This window comes from Campylobacter vulpis (assembly GCF_014217995.1).
In the GTDB taxonomy this organism is placed as follows: domain Bacteria; phylum Campylobacterota; class Campylobacteria; order Campylobacterales; family Campylobacteraceae; genus Campylobacter_D; species Campylobacter_D vulpis.
Genome location: NZ_CP041617.1, coordinates 1,464,341 through 1,482,704 on the forward strand (window position 1 = coordinate 1,464,341; position 18,364 = coordinate 1,482,704).

20 protein-coding genes and 1 pseudogene are annotated in these 18,364 nt (G+C 34.7%); 5 read left to right on the forward strand and 16 right to left on the reverse strand.

Translation table 11 applies throughout. The features are described 5' to 3' along the window. Positions 1 to 2 precede the first annotated feature (2 nt). From hisG to rpmJ, 7 genes are all read right to left on the reverse strand, one after another. Positions 3 to 896 (reverse strand): ATP phosphoribosyltransferase, encoded by an 894-nt coding sequence (gene hisG / locus CVULP_RS07525; protein WP_099461348.1) that lies wholly within the window; start codon positions 894 to 896, stop codon positions 3 to 5. A 123-nt stretch (positions 897 to 1,019) separates the two neighbouring features. Next, a complete protein-coding gene (gene rplQ / locus CVULP_RS07530; protein WP_099461347.1) occupies positions 1,020 to 1,373 on the reverse strand; it encodes a 50S ribosomal protein L17 in 354 nt (117 codons plus the stop codon). Positions 1,374 to 1,376: 3 nt separating this feature from the next. Next, positions 1,377 to 2,390 (reverse strand): DNA-directed RNA polymerase subunit alpha, encoded by a 1,014-nt coding sequence (locus tag CVULP_RS07535; protein ID WP_099507183.1) that lies wholly within the window; start codon positions 2,388 to 2,390, stop codon positions 1,377 to 1,379. A 12-nt stretch (positions 2,391 to 2,402) separates the two neighbouring features. Further along, complete coding sequence (rpsD, locus tag CVULP_RS07540; RefSeq protein WP_099461345.1) at positions 2,403 to 3,029, reverse strand: 30S ribosomal protein S4; 627 nt, start codon at positions 3,027 to 3,029, stop codon at positions 2,403 to 2,405. Positions 3,030 to 3,046: 17 nt separating this feature from the next. Then, entirely contained in the window at positions 3,047 to 3,439 is a 393-nt protein-coding gene (rpsK, locus tag CVULP_RS07545; RefSeq protein ID WP_004277824.1) for a 30S ribosomal protein S11, read from the reverse strand. Between the two features lie 9 nt (positions 3,440 to 3,448). Then, positions 3,449 to 3,814, reverse strand: coding sequence for a 30S ribosomal protein S13 (rpsM, locus tag CVULP_RS07550; RefSeq protein ID WP_002824953.1), 366 nt, complete (start codon positions 3,812 to 3,814; stop codon positions 3,449 to 3,451). A 2-nt stretch (positions 3,815 to 3,816) separates the two neighbouring features. Next, positions 3,817 to 3,930 carry a 50S ribosomal protein L36 gene (gene rpmJ, locus CVULP_RS07555; RefSeq protein WP_002781429.1) on the reverse strand — a complete coding sequence of 38 codons (114 nt, stop codon included), beginning with the start codon at positions 3,928 to 3,930 and terminating at the stop codon, positions 3,817 to 3,819. A 243-nt stretch (positions 3,931 to 4,173) separates the two neighbouring features. Here rpmJ and CVULP_RS07560 point away from each other — a divergent pair, with 243 nt between their 5' ends. Next, the gene (locus tag CVULP_RS07560; protein WP_099461343.1) at positions 4,174 to 4,965 is read left to right on the forward strand and encodes a sulfite exporter TauE/SafE family protein; all 792 of its coding nucleotides are present in this window, start codon (positions 4,174 to 4,176) and stop codon (positions 4,963 to 4,965) included. Between the two features lie 9 nt (positions 4,966 to 4,974). Then, on the forward strand, positions 4,975 to 5,808 hold the full coding sequence (locus CVULP_RS07565; protein WP_099507184.1) for a YihY/virulence factor BrkB family protein: 834 nt from the start codon (positions 4,975 to 4,977) through the stop codon (positions 5,806 to 5,808). Here CVULP_RS07565 and CVULP_RS07570 read toward each other — a convergent pair. The 4 genes and pseudogenes from CVULP_RS07570 to CVULP_RS07585 all read right to left on the reverse strand — a co-directional run bounded on the left by CVULP_RS07570 (position 5,725) and on the right by CVULP_RS07585 (position 9,641). Continuing rightward, positions 5,725 to 6,979: pseudogene (locus CVULP_RS07570) on the reverse strand (ComEC/Rec2 family competence protein). The gene CVULP_RS07565 and the pseudogene CVULP_RS07570 overlap by 84 nt on opposite strands. Next, complete coding sequence (locus CVULP_RS07575; protein ID WP_099461340.1) at positions 6,979 to 7,536, reverse strand: DedA family protein; 558 nt, start codon at positions 7,534 to 7,536, stop codon at positions 6,979 to 6,981. Before CVULP_RS07575 ends, CVULP_RS07570 begins: the two are co-directional and overlap by 1 nt. 7 nt (positions 7,537 to 7,543) lie before the next feature. Further along, positions 7,544 to 9,094 (reverse strand): ribonuclease Y, encoded by a 1,551-nt coding sequence (rny, locus tag CVULP_RS07580; protein WP_099461339.1) that lies wholly within the window; start codon positions 9,092 to 9,094, stop codon positions 7,544 to 7,546. Beyond that, on the reverse strand, positions 9,030 to 9,641 hold the full coding sequence (locus CVULP_RS07585; protein ID WP_099461338.1) for a 5-formyltetrahydrofolate cyclo-ligase: 612 nt from the start codon (positions 9,639 to 9,641) through the stop codon (positions 9,030 to 9,032). The genes rny and CVULP_RS07585 overlap by 65 nt, the downstream gene beginning before the upstream one ends. A gap of 69 nt (positions 9,642 to 9,710) precedes the next feature. Between CVULP_RS07585 and CVULP_RS07590 the strand changes: the two genes are divergently transcribed. The 3 genes from CVULP_RS07590 to CVULP_RS07600 are packed head-to-tail and all read left to right on the forward strand — an operon-like array spanning position 9,711 to position 13,132. Continuing rightward, positions 9,711 to 10,256, forward strand: coding sequence for a TlpA family protein disulfide reductase (locus CVULP_RS07590; RefSeq protein ID WP_099507186.1), 546 nt, complete (start codon positions 9,711 to 9,713; stop codon positions 10,254 to 10,256). Then, entirely contained in the window at positions 10,256 to 11,122 is an 867-nt protein-coding gene (gene ftsY, locus CVULP_RS07595) for a signal recognition particle-docking protein FtsY (RefSeq protein ID WP_099507185.1), read from the forward strand. The genes CVULP_RS07590 and ftsY overlap by 1 nt, the downstream gene beginning before the upstream one ends. Positions 11,123 to 11,155: 33 nt before the next feature. After that, positions 11,156 to 13,132: a methyl-accepting chemotaxis protein gene (locus CVULP_RS07600; RefSeq protein WP_265415663.1), complete on the forward strand. Its 1,977-nt coding sequence runs from the start codon at positions 11,156 to 11,158 to the stop codon at positions 13,130 to 13,132. Positions 13,133 to 13,208: 76 nt separating this feature from the next. Here the strand turns inward: CVULP_RS07600 and purN are convergent, their stop codons facing one another. From purN to def, 5 genes are read right to left on the reverse strand one after another with little or no spacing between them, the layout of a single operon-like run. Continuing rightward, positions 13,209 to 13,781, reverse strand: a complete 573-nt coding sequence (gene purN, locus CVULP_RS07605) for a phosphoribosylglycinamide formyltransferase (protein ID WP_099507324.1) — start codon at positions 13,779 to 13,781, stop codon at positions 13,209 to 13,211. After that, positions 13,772 to 15,124 carry an NAD(P)H-hydrate dehydratase gene (locus CVULP_RS07610; protein ID WP_099507325.1) on the reverse strand — a complete coding sequence of 451 codons (1,353 nt, stop codon included), beginning with the start codon at positions 15,122 to 15,124 and terminating at the stop codon, positions 13,772 to 13,774. The genes purN and CVULP_RS07610 overlap by 10 nt, the downstream gene beginning before the upstream one ends. Then, positions 15,108 to 16,340, reverse strand: a complete 1,233-nt coding sequence (locus CVULP_RS07615; RefSeq protein WP_099507326.1) for a DNA recombination protein RmuC — start codon at positions 16,338 to 16,340, stop codon at positions 15,108 to 15,110. The genes CVULP_RS07610 and CVULP_RS07615 overlap by 17 nt, the downstream gene beginning before the upstream one ends. Beyond that, positions 16,333 to 17,844 carry a YifB family Mg chelatase-like AAA ATPase gene (locus CVULP_RS07620; RefSeq protein WP_099461609.1) on the reverse strand — a complete coding sequence of 504 codons (1,512 nt, stop codon included), beginning with the start codon at positions 17,842 to 17,844 and terminating at the stop codon, positions 16,333 to 16,335. Before CVULP_RS07620 ends, CVULP_RS07615 begins: the two co-directional genes overlap by 8 nt. After that, positions 17,831 to 18,364, reverse strand: coding sequence for a peptide deformylase (def, locus tag CVULP_RS07625; protein WP_099461610.1), 534 nt, complete (start codon positions 18,362 to 18,364; stop codon positions 17,831 to 17,833). Before def ends, CVULP_RS07620 begins: the two co-directional genes overlap by 14 nt.

Sequence of the window (18,364 nt, forward strand, 5' to 3'; positions counted from 1 at the left end):
TTTCACCTCAACATTTTTTCAATAGGTAAGACCAAAATCGAACTTGCTCCCTCATCTTTTAAAGCCTCCATTGTCTCCCAAAACAAATTTTCCTTACTTACCATATGTAAAGCGACATTCTTTTCATCGTGTGAAAGAGGGATTATAGTCGGTTTTTCCATACCTGGAAGTAAATTTTGTATGATGTTAAGCTTTTCTTTTGGGGCGTGGAGCATAATGTATTTACTCTCCCTTGCCTGCATAACGCCCTCCATACGCAATAAAATTTTATCTACTAAGCTTTGACAATTCTTATTTAAAGGAGCCGATTTTTGTATTAAGCAAGCCTTTGATTCATAAACGATTTTAACCTCTTTTAAACCATTTGCTTGCAAGGTTGCTCCGCTTGAAACTAAATCGCAAATTCCATCAGCCAAATTTGCTCTTGGAGCGACTTCAACAGAGCCTGTTAGCATACAATTTTTATAATTTACGCCTTGTTCCTTCATAAAGCGTTTTAAAAGTTGCGGGTAAGAAGTGGCGATTCTAAGTCCCTCAAAGTCTTTGACATTTTTAAATTCTTTATTTTGAGGTAGAGCTAAGGAAAGACGACAATAGCCAAAATCAAGCTTTTTAAGCAGCTTAAATTCAACACTTTCCTTTTGTGCTTTACGTTCAAGAGCGTGTTCTTCTAGGACATTTTCACCTATGATACCTAAATCTACAACCCCATCAAAAATTAGTCCAGGTATATCATCATCACGCACCCTTAAAACATCTAGGGCTAAATTTGTCGAACAGGCAATTAGGCTTTGCTCGTGAATATGCATTTTAACGCCGCATTTTGTGAGAAGCTCTAAAGACTCCTTGGATAATCTACCTGATTTTTGTATCGCGATACGAAGACGCTCTTGCATAATTCTTCCTTAAAATAAAATGTGATTAAATTTTAACAAAAATAATTGAATTTTTAGCAAGATTAAAAAAGTATTAAGAATTAAAATGAAGAGATAATTTAGTGGAAGACTCCACTAAATTATTTAAGCTACAAATTCTATAAAAGCCATTTCAGCAGCATCGCCACGGCGAATTCTTGTTTTAATGATTCTAGTATAACCACCTTTTCTTTCTTTAAATTGCGGAGCAATTTCATTTACAAGCTTATTTGTAGCGTATTTATCCTGCAAAGAAGCAAAAACAGCTCTATGTGCATTAAAATCGCCCTCTCTGGCTCTAGTGATTAGTCTCTCAACATAAGATCTTAGTTCTTTAGCCTTAGGTAAAGTTGTTTCGATTTTCCCATTATTTACAAGAGCTATGGTTAAATTCTTTAGCAAAGCCCTACGGTGTGATGAAGTTCTGCCAAGTTTTCTATATCCGTGTTTGTGTCTCATTATTTATCCTTCATTTTGTGCTTTAAGTTCTTCGATTTTTTTCTTAAGCAAATCTTTATTATTACTAAGTTTAGAAGTGCCAACAGCAAAGCCTATACTTTCCATAACGCTTTTAATCTCATCTAAAGACTTCTTACCTAAATTCTTAAGTCCAGCCAGTTCATTGACACTCATAAGGGCTAACTCACCGATATAAACAATTCCAGCTTTTTCAAGGCAATTGTAACTCCTAGCACTTAAATTTAAATCGGTAATGTTTTGAAGAAGCTTAGTATTTTCAAGTTCACTATTGCTTGCTTGTGTTTTAATCATACTTCTAACATTTGTAATTTTATCAAAAACGCTTAATTGCTTATACATAGCTTCTAAAGCATTTTGAAAAGCTTCATTTGGGGTAATTTGCCCATCTGTTGTAATCGTTAAAACCACTTTTTCATAATCTGGATTATCTTCAAATAAAACCTTTTCTATATCATAAGTCGCTTCTCTTATTGGGGTAAAAAACGCATCAAGAGCTATAAATTTATTATCATCTAAAAGCTCCTTAATTTCCTCGCTTGGCACATAGCCTATACCTTTCTCGATAATAAGTGTAAATTTAAGCTCGGCATCTTCATTAATGGTCGCTAAATACGCATCTTCATTGACGACACTGACTTGCTCATTATCTAAGTCTCTGCCGTGAATTTCTTTAGGTCCCTTAAAATAAAACTCGACAACTTCTTTATTGCTATCGCTTTTAAGCTTAAAGCGAAGTTTTTTAAGGTTAATGATAAAAAGTGCCACATCTTCAAGCATACCACGCATACTATCAAATTCGTGTGCAACGCCTTCAATATGAATAGCTGTAGGCGCATACCCCACTGTGCTGGTATAAAGTAAGCGACGAAGTGGGTGTGCTAGGGTAATGCCATAACCTATCTCAAAGGGCCAAGCACTAATCTTAGCACTTGTTTCACCTAGACTTTCTATGGTAAATTCAGTCGGTGTGTAAGCAGATGTTGTTATATGTCTCATATCTGCTCCTTTTTACTTAGAGTAAAGCTCGACAATAAATCTTTCCTCGACAGGAATGATAACTTCTTCTCTTTCTGGCTTTCTTGTAAAAATTCCATATCTTTTATCTTTTTCCACATCGACCCAAGCCACGATACCTGTTTGAGCTGTTAAGTCAATCGCTCTTGAGATTTGAGGATTATTTTTACTTTTTTCTGCCACTTCTATTTTAGCACCCGCTTCAACTCTAAAACTTGGGATATCGACTCTTCTGCCATTAACTAAAATATGTCCGTGCGTTACAAGCTGTCTTGCAAAACGGCGTGTAGTTGCAAAGCCCATTCTATAAACGACATTATCGAGCCTTTGTTCTAAAAGCTGGATAAGTAAAACCCCTGTATTTCCCTCTTTTCTAGCTGCTTCAGCAAATAATCTTCTAAATTGCTTTTCGCTTACGCCATACATAAATTTAGCTTTTTGTTTTTCTCTTAATTGAAGTCCATATTCGCTTATCTTGCCTCTTCTTGCTCCGTGCTGACCTGGTGCATAAGGACGCTTATCAAGCGCACTCTTACCTGCCAATCTTCTCTCGCCCTTTAATGCAAGGCTCACTCCAAAGCGTCTTTCTAATTTTTCTACTGGTCCTCTATATCTTGCCATATTACTCTCCTTTATTCTTAGACGCGGCGGCGTTTAGGTGGTCTGCAACCATTGTGAGCTAATGGGGTTATGTCCTTTAAGAAAAGCACCTTGATACCCTCCATAGCACCGACACTTTTTACAGCAGTTTCTCTACCGCTTCCTGGTCCTTGCACTTTAATGCCAACTTCTTTAATGCCGTGTTCTTTAGCCTTAGTTAAGGCACTTTCTACGGCTTGCTGTGCGGCGTAAGGAGTGGATTTTTTAGAACCCTTAAAACCTAGTCCTCCTGCACTCGCCCAAGCGATAGCATTTCCCATTTCATCAGTAACCGTAACCATAGTATTGTTAAAAGTCGCACTGATATAAACGATACCTTTGGCGATATTTTTTTTAACGATTTTTTTCTTTACAATTTTTCTTTTTGCCATTTTTTATCCTTATGATTTCGCGCCGACTGTTTTTCTTTTGCCTTTGCGTGTTCTAGCATTAGTTTTTGTCTTTTGCCCACGCACAGGAAGACCTTTTCTATGTCTTAAGCCTCTAAAACTTCCTAAGTCCATCAAAGCCTTAATGTCCATAGCCACTTGCTTTCTTAAATCACCCTCAACCATATAGTTTTCTTGGATTTCTTTACGAATCGCTGCTGCCTCGTCTTCACTTAATTCATGGACTCTTTTGTCATAAGAAATTCCTGTCTTATCCAAAATTTTCCTTGAAGTGAAAAGCCCTATACCATAAATGTAGGTTAGTCCATACTCAACTCTCTTTTTCTTTGGTAAATCAACACCTGCAATACGAGCCATATTTATCCTTGTCTTTGTTTATGTTTTGGATTTTCGCAAATAATGCGAACAACGCCCTTACGACGCACCACTTTGCACTTATCGCACATTTTCTTAACGGAAGGTCTCACTTTCATCGTTAAGCTCCTTATCATAAATTCGCATTTTCATTTCTTGTAAGCGAGGCTTGAAGCCAACTATTTTCAAAACAAATGCCAAATTTTGAAAATACTTTTTTACAAAGTAACTCACAAAAAACGCATATTTTATTTAAATAGAACTTTAATTTTGCTTATTTTTACAAAATTTCATAAAAATTGAATTTTAAGACTATTTTAACTGCTTTTTTGTAAAATCCTCCTTTTAATCAAAGGAGAATAATGGACTTGGCAATTTTGCCTTATTTTTTAGTAGGGATAATTTCTGGCATAGCTTCTGGGCTTTTTGGCATAGGAGGGGGTATGATTATCGTTCCTACTATGCTATTTTTAGGCATTAGCTCACATCAGGCTGTGGCGATTTCTGTGGTGCAGATGATTTTTGCTGCCATTTTTGGTTCTTATATCAATCACAAAAAGAAAAATTTAAATTTCAAAGACGGCATTTATATAGGGCTTGGGGGGCTTTTGGGAGCAAGTTTTAGTGGGGTTTTAGTAAGTCATCTTAGCGATATTGCCCTAACGACTATATTTTTATGTGTAAGTTTCGCCTTTTTTCTAAAATATGCTTTCGGGGTGAAAAACACAACAAATCACACCCAAAGAAGTAAATTTGCTAAAAACACTATTTTATTTGCTGCAGGGGCTTTTACGGGAATTTTTGCTATCTCTTTAGGCATAGGTGGCGGACTTTTAATCGCCCCTATTCTAGCGTATTTTTTGGGCTATGATAATAAAAGAGTCGTGCCTATTTCTTTATTTTTTGTTATATTTGCTTCTTTGGCAGGACTTTTTTCTTTTATAAATGTTGGAATTATTCATTACGAACTTGCACAAAAAGGTTTTATTGTAGGTGTAGCGTCGATGATAGGCGTTTTTATAGGGATTAAGATTATGGAAAAAATGCATCTTTCTTCACATTTTAAAATTTTGCTTGTCGTTTATGCTCTTTCTATCACTATGACAGCTTATTCTTTGCTTAATAAACTAGGCTTAATTTCATCAATTCATTAAAGGATAGTAATGAAACGCATTTTTAAATTTTTATTAACCTTAAGGGATAAGGAAATTTTAAATTACTCCGCTTCCCTTAGTTTTTATTCTATCTTGTCTTTAATCCCTATTTTATTCGTTTGTTTTTCTGTTTTTACGCAAATTCCAAGCTTTGAGGCACATTATGAAAGGGCTAAAAGTGTGATTTTTACCTTTCTTATCCCTGCCCAGCAGGACTTAGTCGCCACTTATTTAGATAGTTTTTTAAAAAATAGCGTTAATCTTGGCATCGTGGGACTCATCGCTATGGCTTTTACTTCTCTTGCCTTTTTTTCGGGCTATGACTTTGTTATCAACCGTATCACGCAAAATGAACCAAAAGGACTTTGGACGAGCATTAGTTCTTATTGGACTTTGCTAACCCTCGTGCCGCTTGGCTTAGGACTTAGTTTTTATGTTTCTTCTTTTATTCAAAAAGCTTTAGATGATTATCATATCGGCTTTAATTTTTTTGAAATTTTACCCTTTGTCATCATTTGGGCTTTATTTTTCATCTCTTATTCAAGCTCTTTGCATCAAGCAAGTCTTAAAAATCTCGCTCTAACTTCCTTTTGTGCGGGAGCGATTTGGTATGTAAGTAAGAATTTATTTGTGTATTATGTCGTTTATAATAAGACTTATGCAAGTGTTTATGGCTCTTTTTCAACCATACTTTTCTTTTTTATTTGGATTTATATTTCTTGGGTGATTTATCTTTTTGGACTGAAATTTTGCTTTTTTTTAAATGAAAATGAAGGGGATAAGATTAAGCAAAATGCCAAAAAACGCCAAAGCTCTAAAATAAATTCCAAACAAGCCAAGTAAAAGATAAGAACAAAAAGCCCAAAAAGGCACAATGAAATTTGTAGAATAAAACTTAAAGGCAAAAAATTCAAGTAAAAAACTATCAAATAAAAACCCTACCGAGGCTAAATGCAAAAGTAAAACCAAAGGATAAAAAAGCACAAAAACAAGACTTAAAAAAATAGCCAAAAACTGCTGATAAGAAATGAGAGGAAAAAAATAAAGCACAGGGATAATCATAGCCAAAAAGGTCCAAAGATTAATCAAAATAAGATTTGTCAAAACCCCAAAAAAATTCGCAAAATGATGCAAGTATAAAAAGATATAAAATACACCTAAAATAGAAAAGAAAAAGCCTACGCTAAAAAGTAAATTTGGATACAAACTAAGGCAAATTAGCACACATAAAAAAAGGTTAAAAAAGCTTAGAATTTTAATATTTTTTGTGAGTAAATAAAAGCCAAAAAGAGCCATCACTAAAGAGCGTGTAAAACTTGGCACAAAGCCTATTAAATACGCATAAAAAAAAGAGCAAAATAAAAATCAAAATACTTAAATCAAATCTTAAATTGCGGTAAGGAAAATAACGCCTTTGAAAGAAACCATAAAGTGGTGCTAAAAAAAAGAAAATCAAACTAAACAAAAGCCCGATATGATAGCCACTAATGGCGATTAAGTGAGCTATGCCATAGTGATTAACATCATTTCTTAATTCTTTTGAAACACTTTTAGCAAAAAAGAGTGCGCCGTAAAATTCACGCATTTTTTCATTTTCGTGCTGGTTTAAAAAATAGCTAATGATAGCATTTTCTTCCCTCTTAGCTAGAATTTTAAAATCATAACTTGGAGCGTAAAAACTCTTCGCAAGATAGTCTTTAAAACTGATGTTTTCATTTATAATTCTTAAGCTTAAAAACTCATTTTTGCTTAAATTTAAATCCTTATAGGTTGTGGTATAAAAGCTAAAATCCGCAGTCTTTAGCTTTAAGACAAAATATTTTCTGCCATTTTTTCTTAATTTTTCTTGAATATTTTCAAGTCTTGCTTCTTCAATAAAAAAGTGTCTTTGCTCCTTAAAGCTTAAAAAATTTTGATATTCTAAGCCTAAATTAAAAAGAAAAATCACTACACAAGCTAAGATTAAAAAAAGAAATTCTTTTATAGGTTTTAAAAAAGAATTTCTCAAAAACATTATTTTTTAGAAAAGCGTGAAAGATAAAACCAAATAAGTGCCACCAAAAGCACTAAAAATAAAGGCGTAGCATAAGAATACTGCCCAAATTTCTCAAAAATTTTCTCCACCACATAGCCAAAACTAAAAGCCACATAGCCCAAAAGCACAGCCCAAAGCAAACTGGCTAAGGTATTTACAAAAAGAAATTTTTTAAAATCATATTTTGCAAGCCCTGCGGCTATGGGGATAAAGGTTTTTAAGCCGTAAATAAATTTTTGTATGATGAGTAAGATTGTGCCGTATTGTTTCATTTTAAGCATAGCAAGAGCGAGTTTGCGGCGGTGCTTTTTAAAATAAGGCATTAAGTCTTTTTTTCCATATTTTCCCATTATATAAAGCAAACTTGAGCCTAAAGCATTTGCTATAAAGGCGATTAAAATGCACCAGTGAAGTTCCATTTTCCCCAGTGAGCTTAATACTCCAGCCGCTAAAATTCCCACCATACCGCCACCCAAAGAATATATAAATAAAATCACATAACCATAACGCAAAAGCGTGTCAATCATATCTTGCATAAGTGTCCTATTTTGCGTATTCTACGGCTCTTAATTCGCGTATGACATTGACTTTAATTTCGCCCGGATATTGCATTTTGTCTTGAATTTCGGCAGCGATTTCCTTAGCTAAAAACGTTGCCTCATCGTCATTGACAAGTTTTGCATTAGCGATCACTCTAATCTCACGCCCCGCATTAATCGCATAAGCATTTTTAATCCCCTCTTTACTTTTAGCGATTTCTTCAAGCTCATTAACTCTCTTTAAAAAGGCTTCTAAAACCTCGCGTCTAGCACCCGGTCTTGCCGCACTAAGCGTATCAGCCGCACACACAGCCGCACATTCTATGCTTAAAGCCTCTTCGTGTCCGTGATGTGCGTAAATAGCGTTAATCACAGCAGGGTGTTCTTTATAACGCTTACAAAGCTCCGCTCCTAAATCCACATGAGAGCCTTCAAAATCGTGCGTTAAAGCCTTTCCTATATCGTGTAAAATCCCCGCCCTTCTTGCTAAATTCTCATCACCTCCACACTCCGCAGCGATAATTCCTGCTAAATGTGCCACTTCTAAGGAGTGTGCAAGAGCATTTTGTCCGTAACTTGCGCGGTATTTAAGTTTGCCGATTAATTTTGCGATTTCAGGGTGCATTTTACCAAGTCCTAAATCCATAATGATGGTTTGCCCCTCTTCTAAAATGCTATTTTCAAATTCTTTACAAACTTTTTCATAAATTTCTTCGATACGCGCAGGCTGTATGCGTCCATCTTCGACCAAAAGCTCAATGACCTTAGTCGCAATGGCACGGCGATAAAGATTAAAACAGCTCACAATGATGGCTCCGGGCGTATCATCGATGATAATATCTACGCCTAAAACCATTTCAAGCGTTTTGACATTACGCCCTTCTTTGCCTATAATTCTGCCCTTTAACTCATCATTTTTAATATTAATGACATTAATAAGCCTTTCCGCTGCAAATTCTCCCGCAAAACGCGAAGTCGCCTGTGCGATAATATAATTTGCCCTTCTTTTCGCCTCACTCTTAGCCTCTTCCTCATACTTACGCACGATGTGGGCGATTTCAGCACGGGAATTTTCCTCGACCTTTTGTAAAAGCAAATTTTTCGCCTCATTTTGTGTTAAACCAGCTGAGTGTTCAAGCACTCTTAAAGCTTCATCGAGCTTATCTTGATAGAGTTTTTTAAGCTTTAAGCCATCATCGTGCAAATCTTGAATCGCTCTTTTACTTTTAGAAATTTCTTCTTCTTGGATACGCATTTGCTCTTCATAATGCGAAAGTTTTTGCTCTTTTTTGTGGAGTTCATCAAGTTTATGGTTAAAATCTTTTTGATTTTTATGCACCTTATCTTCATAGCGTTTTTTTGCCTCAAGTTCAGCATTTAAGACAGAATTTTTAGCGTCTTTTAAAACAAGCTCGGCTTCGTATTCTATAGCTTTTGCCTTAGCCTTTGCTTGTTCAACAAAAATTTCGTGTTTAGCATCGTTAATTTTTTTAGCGACTAAATACCCAACTCCCACACCGATTAAAGCGGCGATACATGCGATTAATGCTATCATTTTTCAAATCTTTCTTAAAATATTTTTTATTAGGGCTTAGATAAAATTTCGCGCTAATATCGTGTTTTTGCGTAATTTTTTCGCTACTTAAAGCTGTGATACTTTGCACAAAAACGACTAAGGGTTTATGTTTTAAATTTGCAAAGAATCTATCATAAAAACCCTCGCCATGTCCTATTCTTTTCATTGCCCTATCCACGCCTATGACAGGCACAAAAGCCAAATCAAGCGAAGTTTGACAAAAAGAATTATTAGGCTCTAAAACCCCAAACCTTTTTTTTGAAAAAGGCAGTCTCAATTTTACAACTTTTAAACTTTTATCTTGCATAAATGGAACAAAAAGTTTGCAATTTTGACTTAAAATTCTACGAAAACGCAACAAATTTGGCTCATATTGTAAGGGTAAAAAAATAAGCACATTTTTTGCCTTATAAAGCTGGATAATATTGAGACTTTCTTTAAAAATGGCATAATCTTTTTTGTAGTGCGACCGAGCATTTTGCTTTAATCTTCTTTTTTGAACTTGCCTAAAAAGTTCTTTTTGCATCTCTATCCTTTATTTACTCTTACTTCGTATAATTCTAGCATTTTATGGCAAAAGGGAAAGCTAAATTTAATGCAAAAGATATTTTTAACGCTTATTTTATTATTGTTTTTTACAGCGTGTAGTAATGAAGAAAAAGAAATGAAAGATTTTAATTCTACAACGGAAGCAAGCCTTACTCAAGGAGAAAGTTATAATTTTGATTTAAATTTAAACGATAACACCTCCTTGTTTATCCAAGTCAAAGAAGGAAAAATAAAATTTGACACGCAAAACAAGGCTACTCTTTTCATCTTTTTTACCACTTGGTGTAAGCCTTGTATCGCTCAAGTGCCACATTTAAATAAGCTTAGAGAAAAATACCAAGATCAACTTCAAATTGTAGGCATTTTACTTGAGGATAAAAATCCCGAAGACCTGGCTGTTTTCAGTGCGCAAAATCATTTAAACTACAAAATCGCTAGTGGTGAAGGAAATTATCTTTTTGCTAAGGCTTTAGGTGGGATAAGCGGAATTCCTACAATGTTTTTATTTGCGAAAAATGGAGAATTATTTAAACATTATTTAGGTGTTGTGCCTGTGGAAATGCTTGAAATCGACATTTTAGAGGCAATATAATGCTAAATTTTTTCAAGAAAAGCTTAGCAAAAACTTTAGAAAATATCACAAAAACAAAGGCAAATCACAAAATTTCTAAAGATTTATTAGAAGAAATTTTGCTTGAAGCTGATGTGACTTATGAAATTGTTGAAGAAATTATCTACTATCTTCCTCCGGGCGAAGAGGTAAAAAAAGAGGATTTAAAACGCGTGATGGGGGCATATTTTCTTTATGAAAAACCCGAATTTGATATGCAAAAACCTTTTGTAGAGCTTATTTTAGGCGTCAATGGAGCAGGCAAAACTACAAGCATAGCTAAACTTGCAAATTTATATAAAAAACAAGGACAAAAGGTTATCTTAGGAGCTTGCGATACCTTTCGTGCAGGAGCGATAGAACAGCTTCGTTTATGGGCTGAGAAAATAGGCGTTCAAATCGTTCTTTCAAATCAAGGACACGATCCATCAGCCGTAGCTTTTGATACCATTTCAAAGGCTAAAGCAAGGGAGTTTGATAGAGTGATTTTAGACACAGCGGGCAGATTACAAAATCAAAAAAATTTAGCCAACGAACTCGAAAAAATCGTAAGAATTTGCGAAAAAGCTATGATAAAGGCTCCGCATAGAAAAATTCTCGTGCTTGATGGCACACAAGGTAATGCGGGGATTTTACAAGCTAAAGCTTTTAATGAGCTTGTTAAACTTGATGGAGTGATTATCACTAAGCTTGATGGCACAGCAAAGGGGGGTGCCCTTTTTAGCATAGCTAGAGAGCTTGAACTACCTATTTTTTATGTGGGTGTGGGGGAGAAAATGGACGATTTGTATGAATTTGATGCAAATGCCTATTTAGATACACTTTTAGAGCCTATATTCGAGGCTTAATTGTATAAATATTTTAAAAAGGAGCATTTATTTATGAAGAGCGTAAAATTAAAGGTTGCGTTGATCGCAAATTTAATCGCGGTAGCGTGTTTGGTTATTTTGGGTGTAATTACCTTTATGTTTGTAAAAGAAGCTTTGTTTGAAGAAGTTTTAAAGGCTGAAACAAACTATGTTAAAACAGCTAAAAATTCTATGGAAACTTTTAAAGCTAGAAATTCTTCAGCTCTTGAAAATTTAGCCAAAAGCATTTTAAAACGCCCTATAGAACAATTAGATAGCCAAGAAGCTTTAATGCGTTACATTGGAAAAGATTTAAAAGACTTTAGAGATGCTGGGGGATTTTTAGCCGTTTATATCGCTCAACCAAATGGGGAACTTGTTGTAAGCGATTCTGATTCTGATGCAAAAAAAATAGATTTTGGAATTTATGGAAAGGCTGATAATTACGATGCTAGAACGAGAGAATACTTTATAGAAGCAGTCAAAGCAAATAAAGCCTACACTACCGCATCATACATTGATGTAACTACAAATTTGCCTTGTTTTACATATTCTATCCCACTTTATAAAGATGATAAATTTTTAGGTGTTTTAGCTTTTGATGTGCTTGTAACTGACTTGCAAACAGAATTTGAAAATTTACCGGGTAGAACTTTCGTGCTTGATAATGAAGATAAGGTATTTGTTTCCACTGATAAAACTCTTTTAAATCCAAATTATGACATTAAATTTTTTGCAGATATTGCGAAAAATAAAGCAGATTTTGAACCTTTTGAATACGTAACAAAAAATGGTCAAGAAAGATTTGGTATATGCGTAAAGGTTTCTGATTTTTACACTGCTTGTATTGGAGAATCCGTAGATCAAATAAAAGCTCCAGTGTATAAAATAGCATTTATACAAATTGCGATTGTGATTATTACAAGTATTGCCAGTGTGCTTTTCTTATATTTTATCGTATCAAAATATCTTTCTCCACTTATAACTATCCAATCCGGTCTCAACTCCTTCTTTGATTTCATCAATCATAAAACACAAGATATCTCCACCATCAACATAAAAACAAATGATGAATTCGGTCAAATGGCAGCCGCCATTAACCAAAACATTCAAGCCACCAAAGAAGGCTTAGACCAAGATAAACAAGCTGTTAAAGAAAGTGTTACCACAGTAGGCATAGTTGAAAACGGAGATTTAACAGCAAGAATCACAGCTAATCCTAGAAACCCACAACTCATAGAACTTAAAAGTGTGCTTAATAATCTCCTTGATGTCTTACAAACTAAAGTGGGTAAAGATATGAATAAAATCCACTCTATCTTTGAAGAATTTAAAAGCTTAGATTTTAGAAACAAAATAGAAAATGCCACAGGTAGTGTAGAAGTAACCACTAATGCCCTAGGCGAAGAAATCATCAAAATGCTTAAACAAAGTTCTGATTTTGCAAATTCTTTAGCCAATGAAAGCTCCAAACTTCAAAACGCTGTGCAAAATTTAACTTCAAGCTCAAATTCTCAAGCTGCTTCTTTAGAAGAAACTGCTGCTGCTTTAGAAGAGATTACCTCCTCTATGCAAAATGTCTCTCAAAAAACCAGTGATGTGATTACTCAAAGTGAAGAGATTAAAAATGTTACAGGCATTATAGGTGATATAGCTGATCAAATCAATCTTCTAGCCCTTAATGCTGCCATAGAAGCAGCACGTGCAGGAGAACACGGAAGAGGCTTTGCCGTCGTGGCTGATGAAGTGAGAAAACTAGCTGAAAGAACCCAAAAGTCTTTAAGTGAGATAGAAGCAAATACTAACTTACTTGTTCAATCTATCAATGATATGGCAGAAAGCATTAAGGAACAAACTGCTGGTATTACACAGATTAATGAAAGTGTGGCTCAAATAGACCAAACCACTAAGGATAATGTGGAAATTGCTAATGAAAGTGCCATCATCTCTAACACAGTAAGCGACATCGCTACAAATATCCTTGAAGATGTGAAGAAGAAGAAGTTTTAAAAAATTTTAGTTTATACCTAGTGAAAACTAGGTATAAGCTTTTTAAATTTCTTTTTACAAGATAAATGAAAACATTTTAAGATTTATCAAAAAGCTCAATTACGCTTTGAGGCAAAAGCTCATATTCTAAAGCGTGAATTTGTGCTTCAAATTCCTCAAAACTTAAATTTTTCTTTTCAAAGGCTTTTTGTGCGATGATTTTTCCTCCGTCCAGTTCCTCACTGACCCAATGCACACTCACTCCAGCGACTTTCATATCGCTTTGAAAGCTTTCTTTTATGGCATTTGCACCCTTAAAAAGAGGCAAAAGTGAGGGGTGGAGATTAATCGCTTTTATATTTTGCGTAAAAACAGAACTTAAAATTCGCATAAAACCTGCTAAAATTGTTAAATCTGCCCCACTTTGCCGAATTCGCTCTACCAAAGCCTTATCAAATTCCTCGCGACTTTTAAAATCTTTGTGTTCAATAATCACGCTCTCAAGTCCAAATTTCCTAGCTCTTTCTATGCCATAAGCGTCTTTTTTATTACACAAACAAAGCACCACTTCAAAATGCGTTTTACCAAAAGTTTTTTGATGAAGTTTGCTTAAAAGATTTTCCAAATTACTCCCATTTCCGCTAAAAAGTATGGCAAGTTTTACAAGCATTTTAGTCCTTTTATCAGTTTTAAAGCATCAAAGCTATTTGCGTTAAAGCGATACGCTTTTGAAGTAAGAGCGTGTGCTAAAACGGCGTTTTTAGCGGCTTTTAGAGGACTAAACCCAGCTCCTAAAAGTGCAGCTATCATACCTGCTAAAACATCGCCACTTCCGCCTTTTGCTAAATTTGCACAGCCTAAATTGACGATAAAGCATTCATCTTTTTGTGAAATAATCGTATTCGCACCCTTTAAAACTAAAATGCAAGGGTATGTTTGGGTGAATTTTTGGGCGTAAAAAAAGCGATTTTTTTGTAAATCTTGCACATTTAAATCCTGTTTAAAGCACATTTTAAAAAGTCTTGTAAATTCTTTAGGATGCGGAGTTAAAACCACATCTTCTTTTTGCAAAAAGGGTAAAATAGCCTCATCTAAAAAGGCATTAGCATCTAAAATTAAGGGCTTTTTGCTTAAATTCTCATCTTTTAAAAGTTCTAAATTTAAAAGTCCCATTCCAAGTGCGGCAGCGTTAAAGTTAAAATTCAAATTTTCTTTTTGCATTAAAAGTGCCGAATTTGACTTTTCCTTTACAAGAGAAACTAATCCCGCTCCAAAATTTAAAGCTCCAAGTCCTGCTAAATTCGCTGCTCCCCCATTACCTACTACGGCGATATGTCCGTAATCTCCCTTATTTGTCCCAGCCTTTCTTTTAATGAGTGTCAAATCCTTTTTTTCAAGCAAATAACTTTTAGTTTTATGTGTAAAAAGTCTATGTGAAATTCCAAGTTTTGCGAGTTTGAGCTTCCCTACAAATTCTTTCGCAAAATCCTCTAGTAAAAGCTCTTTAAATGCTCCCATACTAAGCGTAATGTCCGCTTTAAAGCAAACTTCACTTCCCAAAGCAGTGGGTATATCACAGGCGATTTTAAGGGCTTTATGCTGATTAATTTTTTTTAAAAAATTTGCCGTTTTTGCGTCCAAATTCCCCTTAAAGCCGCTCCCAAAAATACAATCTACTATCACACCATAACGCTTTATTTTAGGCTCTTTTTTTAAAAAAGAAAAGCCATAGTTTTTTAAAATTTGCTCTTGTTTTAAAAACATAGCATTTTCTTTAAAACCCATTTTGTAAGCCTTAGCTTTTTTAAGATGACGCAGTGCTACAAGCCCATCAGCAGCGTTATTCCCCCCACCTAGCAAAAAAAGCACCCTTTTATTTTGAAGTTTTTTACGCTCTTTTTTGATTAATTTTGCTAAGGCTATGCCAGCATTTTCCATTAAAATAAGCTCATCAAGCCCTAAACGAACAGCTCTTAAATCAAGATTAGTGCTTTGCTTAACCACGGCTTTCATCATCACTCCATTTTTCTAAGCTTTTTTGTGTTTTTGCACCCAAATCTTTAAGCTTAAGAACCCTTGAGCTTAAATTCCCAGTGCCTGAAAAAAGCTTATTTTGCATATTTTCTATTTGAGTATTAAGGCTTTTACTTGCATTTTTAAGCTTATCAAAATCCTCCAAAACCCCCGCAAATTTATCGTGAAATTTCCCAAGCTCCTCAAAAGCTTTGAGAATATTTGCATTACTTTTAATGTGTCTCCACGAAATATTTATAGTGTTAAGTGCCATAAAAAGCGTGTGCGGAGTGGTAAGGTAAATATTTTTTTTATAAGCGTATTGATACAGCGAAGCATCAACGCTAAGGGCAAGGTCTAAAAGATTTTGATAAGGGATAAAAAGTAAGATAAAATCATAAGTATAAGGGCTAAATTTCGCATAAGGCTTTTTGCTAAGCTCATCAATACGCTCTTTGAGATTAAAGGCAAGATCCTTGCAAACGCGTTCGTTTAAATCACTAAAATCAAAATCATTTGGCAGAGGGAATTTCGCATCGATGATGATATTTTTTTGCGAGTCTAAAAACACGATAGCATCGGCGATGTAGCTTTTATCATCTTGTTTAAAATGGGCTTGAAGTTTATATTGCTCCTCTTTGATAAGTCCGCTATTTTCTAGGATATTTTGTAATTGAAGTTCGGCAAAATTTCCGCGAATTTTTTTATCTCCCTTGAGTATGGTGGCGAGTTTATCGGCATTTGATTTGATGTTTTGAGAGTATTCAAACATATTTTTAATATTGCTTTGAAGGCTAATTTCATTTTGATTTAATCTTTCACTATATTCTTTTACGCTCTTTTTCACAGGCACAAAAATTTCCTCCAAAAGCTTTTTGATGTCCTCATTGAGCATAATTTTGTTTTGATTAAGATAATTTAAGTTTTGTTTTTGAAGATTATTTTCTAATTTTTGTTCTAAAAATTTCAAGTTTTTTTCATAATCTTGTTTTAAACCCTCTCTTTCTCTTAATTGTAAAGAAATCAATTCTTTATGTTGCGCTTCTTTTTCTTTGAGTAAATTTTCTAAAATTTCACACCTTGTAAGAGCCTTGTATAAATTTTCTTTTTTACCTTCATTATCTTTTTTGAGGAGCGAAATCTCTCTTTGTTTAATTTGATAAAGCACGACAAAAGCACATAATAAAATAAATGCTAAAATCACACCCTCATACATCTTTAATCCTAAAACTTAAAGCCTCCAAAAGATGACTTTTTTCTATGATTTCACTTTGTTTTAAATCCGCACAGCTTCTAGCGACCTTTAAACTTTTATTAATGGAGCGTTGAGAAAGCTTAAAACGAGATATAGCCATATCTAGCACCTCCCTTGCTTCCTTACTTAAAATGCAAAAATGCTTCAAATCCTCATCTTTTAACTTACCATTAAATTCTTTTTGCCCCCTTTTTTTAGAAAAGCAAAACGCCTCTAAAACAAGCTCACTCATTTGCTTTGAGCTAAGGCTTGGCTTATCGTCCTTGCTCACCTCGTCCATAGCCACATACAAATCTATCCTATCTAAAATAGGCGATGAAATGCGTGTTTTATATTTTTTTACCTCATTTTCTGTGCAAACGCAAGCAAGATTTTTAGAAAATAAATTTCCACACGGGCAGGGATTTTGTGCGGCGATGAAAGCAAATTTAGTTTGATAAGTGATTTTAGAATTGACCCTTGAAATATGAATTTCATTATCCTCCAAAGGCTCCCTTAAGCTTTCTATGACTTGCTTAGAAAAATGCGGAAATTCGTCAAAAAACAGCACTCCACCATTTGCCAGAGCGACCTCGCCTATTTTAGCATTAAGCGTTCCGCCCCCAAAAATACTCGCCCTCGTGCTAGTGTGATGTGGATGTCTAAAAACACGCCTTTTAGCAAATTCGCAGTCCTTAGAATCTAGCGACATATAGGCATTTTGCACTAAAATTTCATTTAAACTTTGCGGAGGCATAATATAAACAAGCCTTTTAGCACACATACTTTTCCCACTTCCAGCACTTCCTTCAAAAAGCATATTGTGCATACCAAGAGCAGCGATAATGCAGGCTTTTTTGGCAAGCTCTTGCCCTCTTACATCGATAAAATCAAGCTCAAATTCATCATTCTTAATATAAGGCTCATTTTCGATAAAAAGAGGTTTAGAAAAAAGAGGGTGGCTTTGAGTGTGGCGAAATTTTTCATAATTTTTTTCTTTAAAAAATTCTAAAGCTTCAAATAAATTTTCTACGCCATAAATTTCTAAATTGGGTATCATTGAGGCTTTTAAAGCAAGGCTTTTAGGCACAATCACCCTAGCTTTTTTTACCTTAGTGCTTAAAAATAAAAGCAAGGAAAAAAGCTCATTTGTGCTTTTAATACTTCCGTCAAGTCCAAGCTCTCCCACTACAAAAAAATCGTCCAAACTCTCCTCATTTTGTAGTAAAATCAAAAGTGCAATAGCAAGGTCAAAATGTGATCCTTTTTTAGGAATTCCAGAAGGACTTAGGTTTATGGTAATTTTCTTAGCAGGAAAGCTAAAATCGCAAGTTAAAAGAGTTGCCTTAATCCTCTCCACACTCTCCTTAATGGCAGAATTTGGCAAACCAACTATGCTAAGACTTGGCAAACCTCTTGTAAAAACGCTTTCTACATCGATTAAATCCAATTCATCGCTAAAGCTTAGGCATTTAAATTTTTTCATTTGCTTTTTTTAATTTGCGTTGCTTTTTAAACTCTTTATTAAACTTTTCGCGTTTAGAAAAAGAAAGCTTTTCTATAAATAAATGTCCGTCTAAATGGTCATTTTCGTGCTGAATCGCCACAGCCAAAAAATCCTCCGCCTCAAGCTCTTTTTCTTTGCCGAAGCGGTCTTGATATTTCACTAAAATTTTGCGATATCTTTGCACCTCTTCAAAAAAATCAGGCACACTCAAACAACCCTCCGTGCAAACGATAAGCTCGTCATTAAGAGGAGTTATAACTGGATTGATAATTTCTAACAAATCTTCTTTTTTTTGCTCTTCATTTTCATCGATAATATTAACGATAAAAATCCTCAAAGGCACATCAACTTGTATAGCCGCAAGTCCCACACCGCTACTTGCTATCATCGTTTCATACATATCATCAAGCAAGATGTGTAGTTCTTCGTCAAATTTCTCCACGGGTAAGGACTGCAAAAAAAGCCTTTTATTTGGATAAGTGATGATTTTTCTTACCAC

Bases quoted from the DNA above. Each gene is read 5' to 3' on its own strand.
- hisG (WP_099461348.1), bottom strand. From the start codon at position 896: ATGCAAGAGCGTCTTCGTATCGCGATACAAAAATCAGGTAGATTATCC.
- rplQ (WP_099461347.1), bottom strand. From the start codon at position 1,373: ATGAGACACAAACACGGATATAGAAAACTTGGCAGAACTTCATCACAC.
- CVULP_RS07535 (WP_099507183.1), bottom strand. From the start codon at position 2,390: ATGAGACATATAACAACATCTGCTTACACACCGACTGAATTTACCATA.
- rpsD (WP_099461345.1), bottom strand. From the start codon at position 3,029: ATGGCAAGATATAGAGGACCAGTAGAAAAATTAGAAAGACGCTTTGGA.
- rpsK (WP_004277824.1), bottom strand. From the start codon at position 3,439: ATGGCAAAAAGAAAAATTGTAAAGAAAAAAATCGTTAAAAAAAATATC.
- rpsM (WP_002824953.1), bottom strand. From the start codon at position 3,814: ATGGCTCGTATTGCAGGTGTTGATTTACCAAAGAAAAAGAGAGTTGAG.
- rpmJ (WP_002781429.1), bottom strand. From the start codon at position 3,930: ATGAAAGTGAGACCTTCCGTTAAGAAAATGTGCGATAAGTGCAAAGTG.
- CVULP_RS07560 (WP_099461343.1), top strand. From the start codon at position 4,174: ATGGACTTGGCAATTTTGCCTTATTTTTTAGTAGGGATAATTTCTGGC.
- CVULP_RS07565 (WP_099507184.1), top strand. From the start codon at position 4,975: ATGAAACGCATTTTTAAATTTTTATTAACCTTAAGGGATAAGGAAATT.
- CVULP_RS07575 (WP_099461340.1), bottom strand. From the start codon at position 7,536: ATGCAAGATATGATTGACACGCTTTTGCGTTATGGTTATGTGATTTTA.
- rny (WP_099461339.1), bottom strand. From the start codon at position 9,094: ATGATAGCATTAATCGCATGTATCGCCGCTTTAATCGGTGTGGGAGTT.
- CVULP_RS07585 (WP_099461338.1), bottom strand. From the start codon at position 9,641: ATGCAAAAAGAACTTTTTAGGCAAGTTCAAAAAAGAAGATTAAAGCAA.
- CVULP_RS07590 (WP_099507186.1), top strand. From the start codon at position 9,711: ATGCAAAAGATATTTTTAACGCTTATTTTATTATTGTTTTTTACAGCG.
- ftsY (WP_099507185.1), top strand. From the start codon at position 10,256: ATGCTAAATTTTTTCAAGAAAAGCTTAGCAAAAACTTTAGAAAATATC.
- CVULP_RS07600 (WP_265415663.1), top strand. From the start codon at position 11,156: ATGAAGAGCGTAAAATTAAAGGTTGCGTTGATCGCAAATTTAATCGCG.
- purN (WP_099507324.1), bottom strand. From the start codon at position 13,781: ATGCTTGTAAAACTTGCCATACTTTTTAGCGGAAATGGGAGTAATTTG.
- CVULP_RS07610 (WP_099507325.1), bottom strand. From the start codon at position 15,124: ATGAAAGCCGTGGTTAAGCAAAGCACTAATCTTGATTTAAGAGCTGTT.
- CVULP_RS07615 (WP_099507326.1), bottom strand. From the start codon at position 16,340: ATGTATGAGGGTGTGATTTTAGCATTTATTTTATTATGTGCTTTTGTC.
- CVULP_RS07620 (WP_099461609.1), bottom strand. From the start codon at position 17,844: ATGAAAAAATTTAAATGCCTAAGCTTTAGCGATGAATTGGATTTAATC.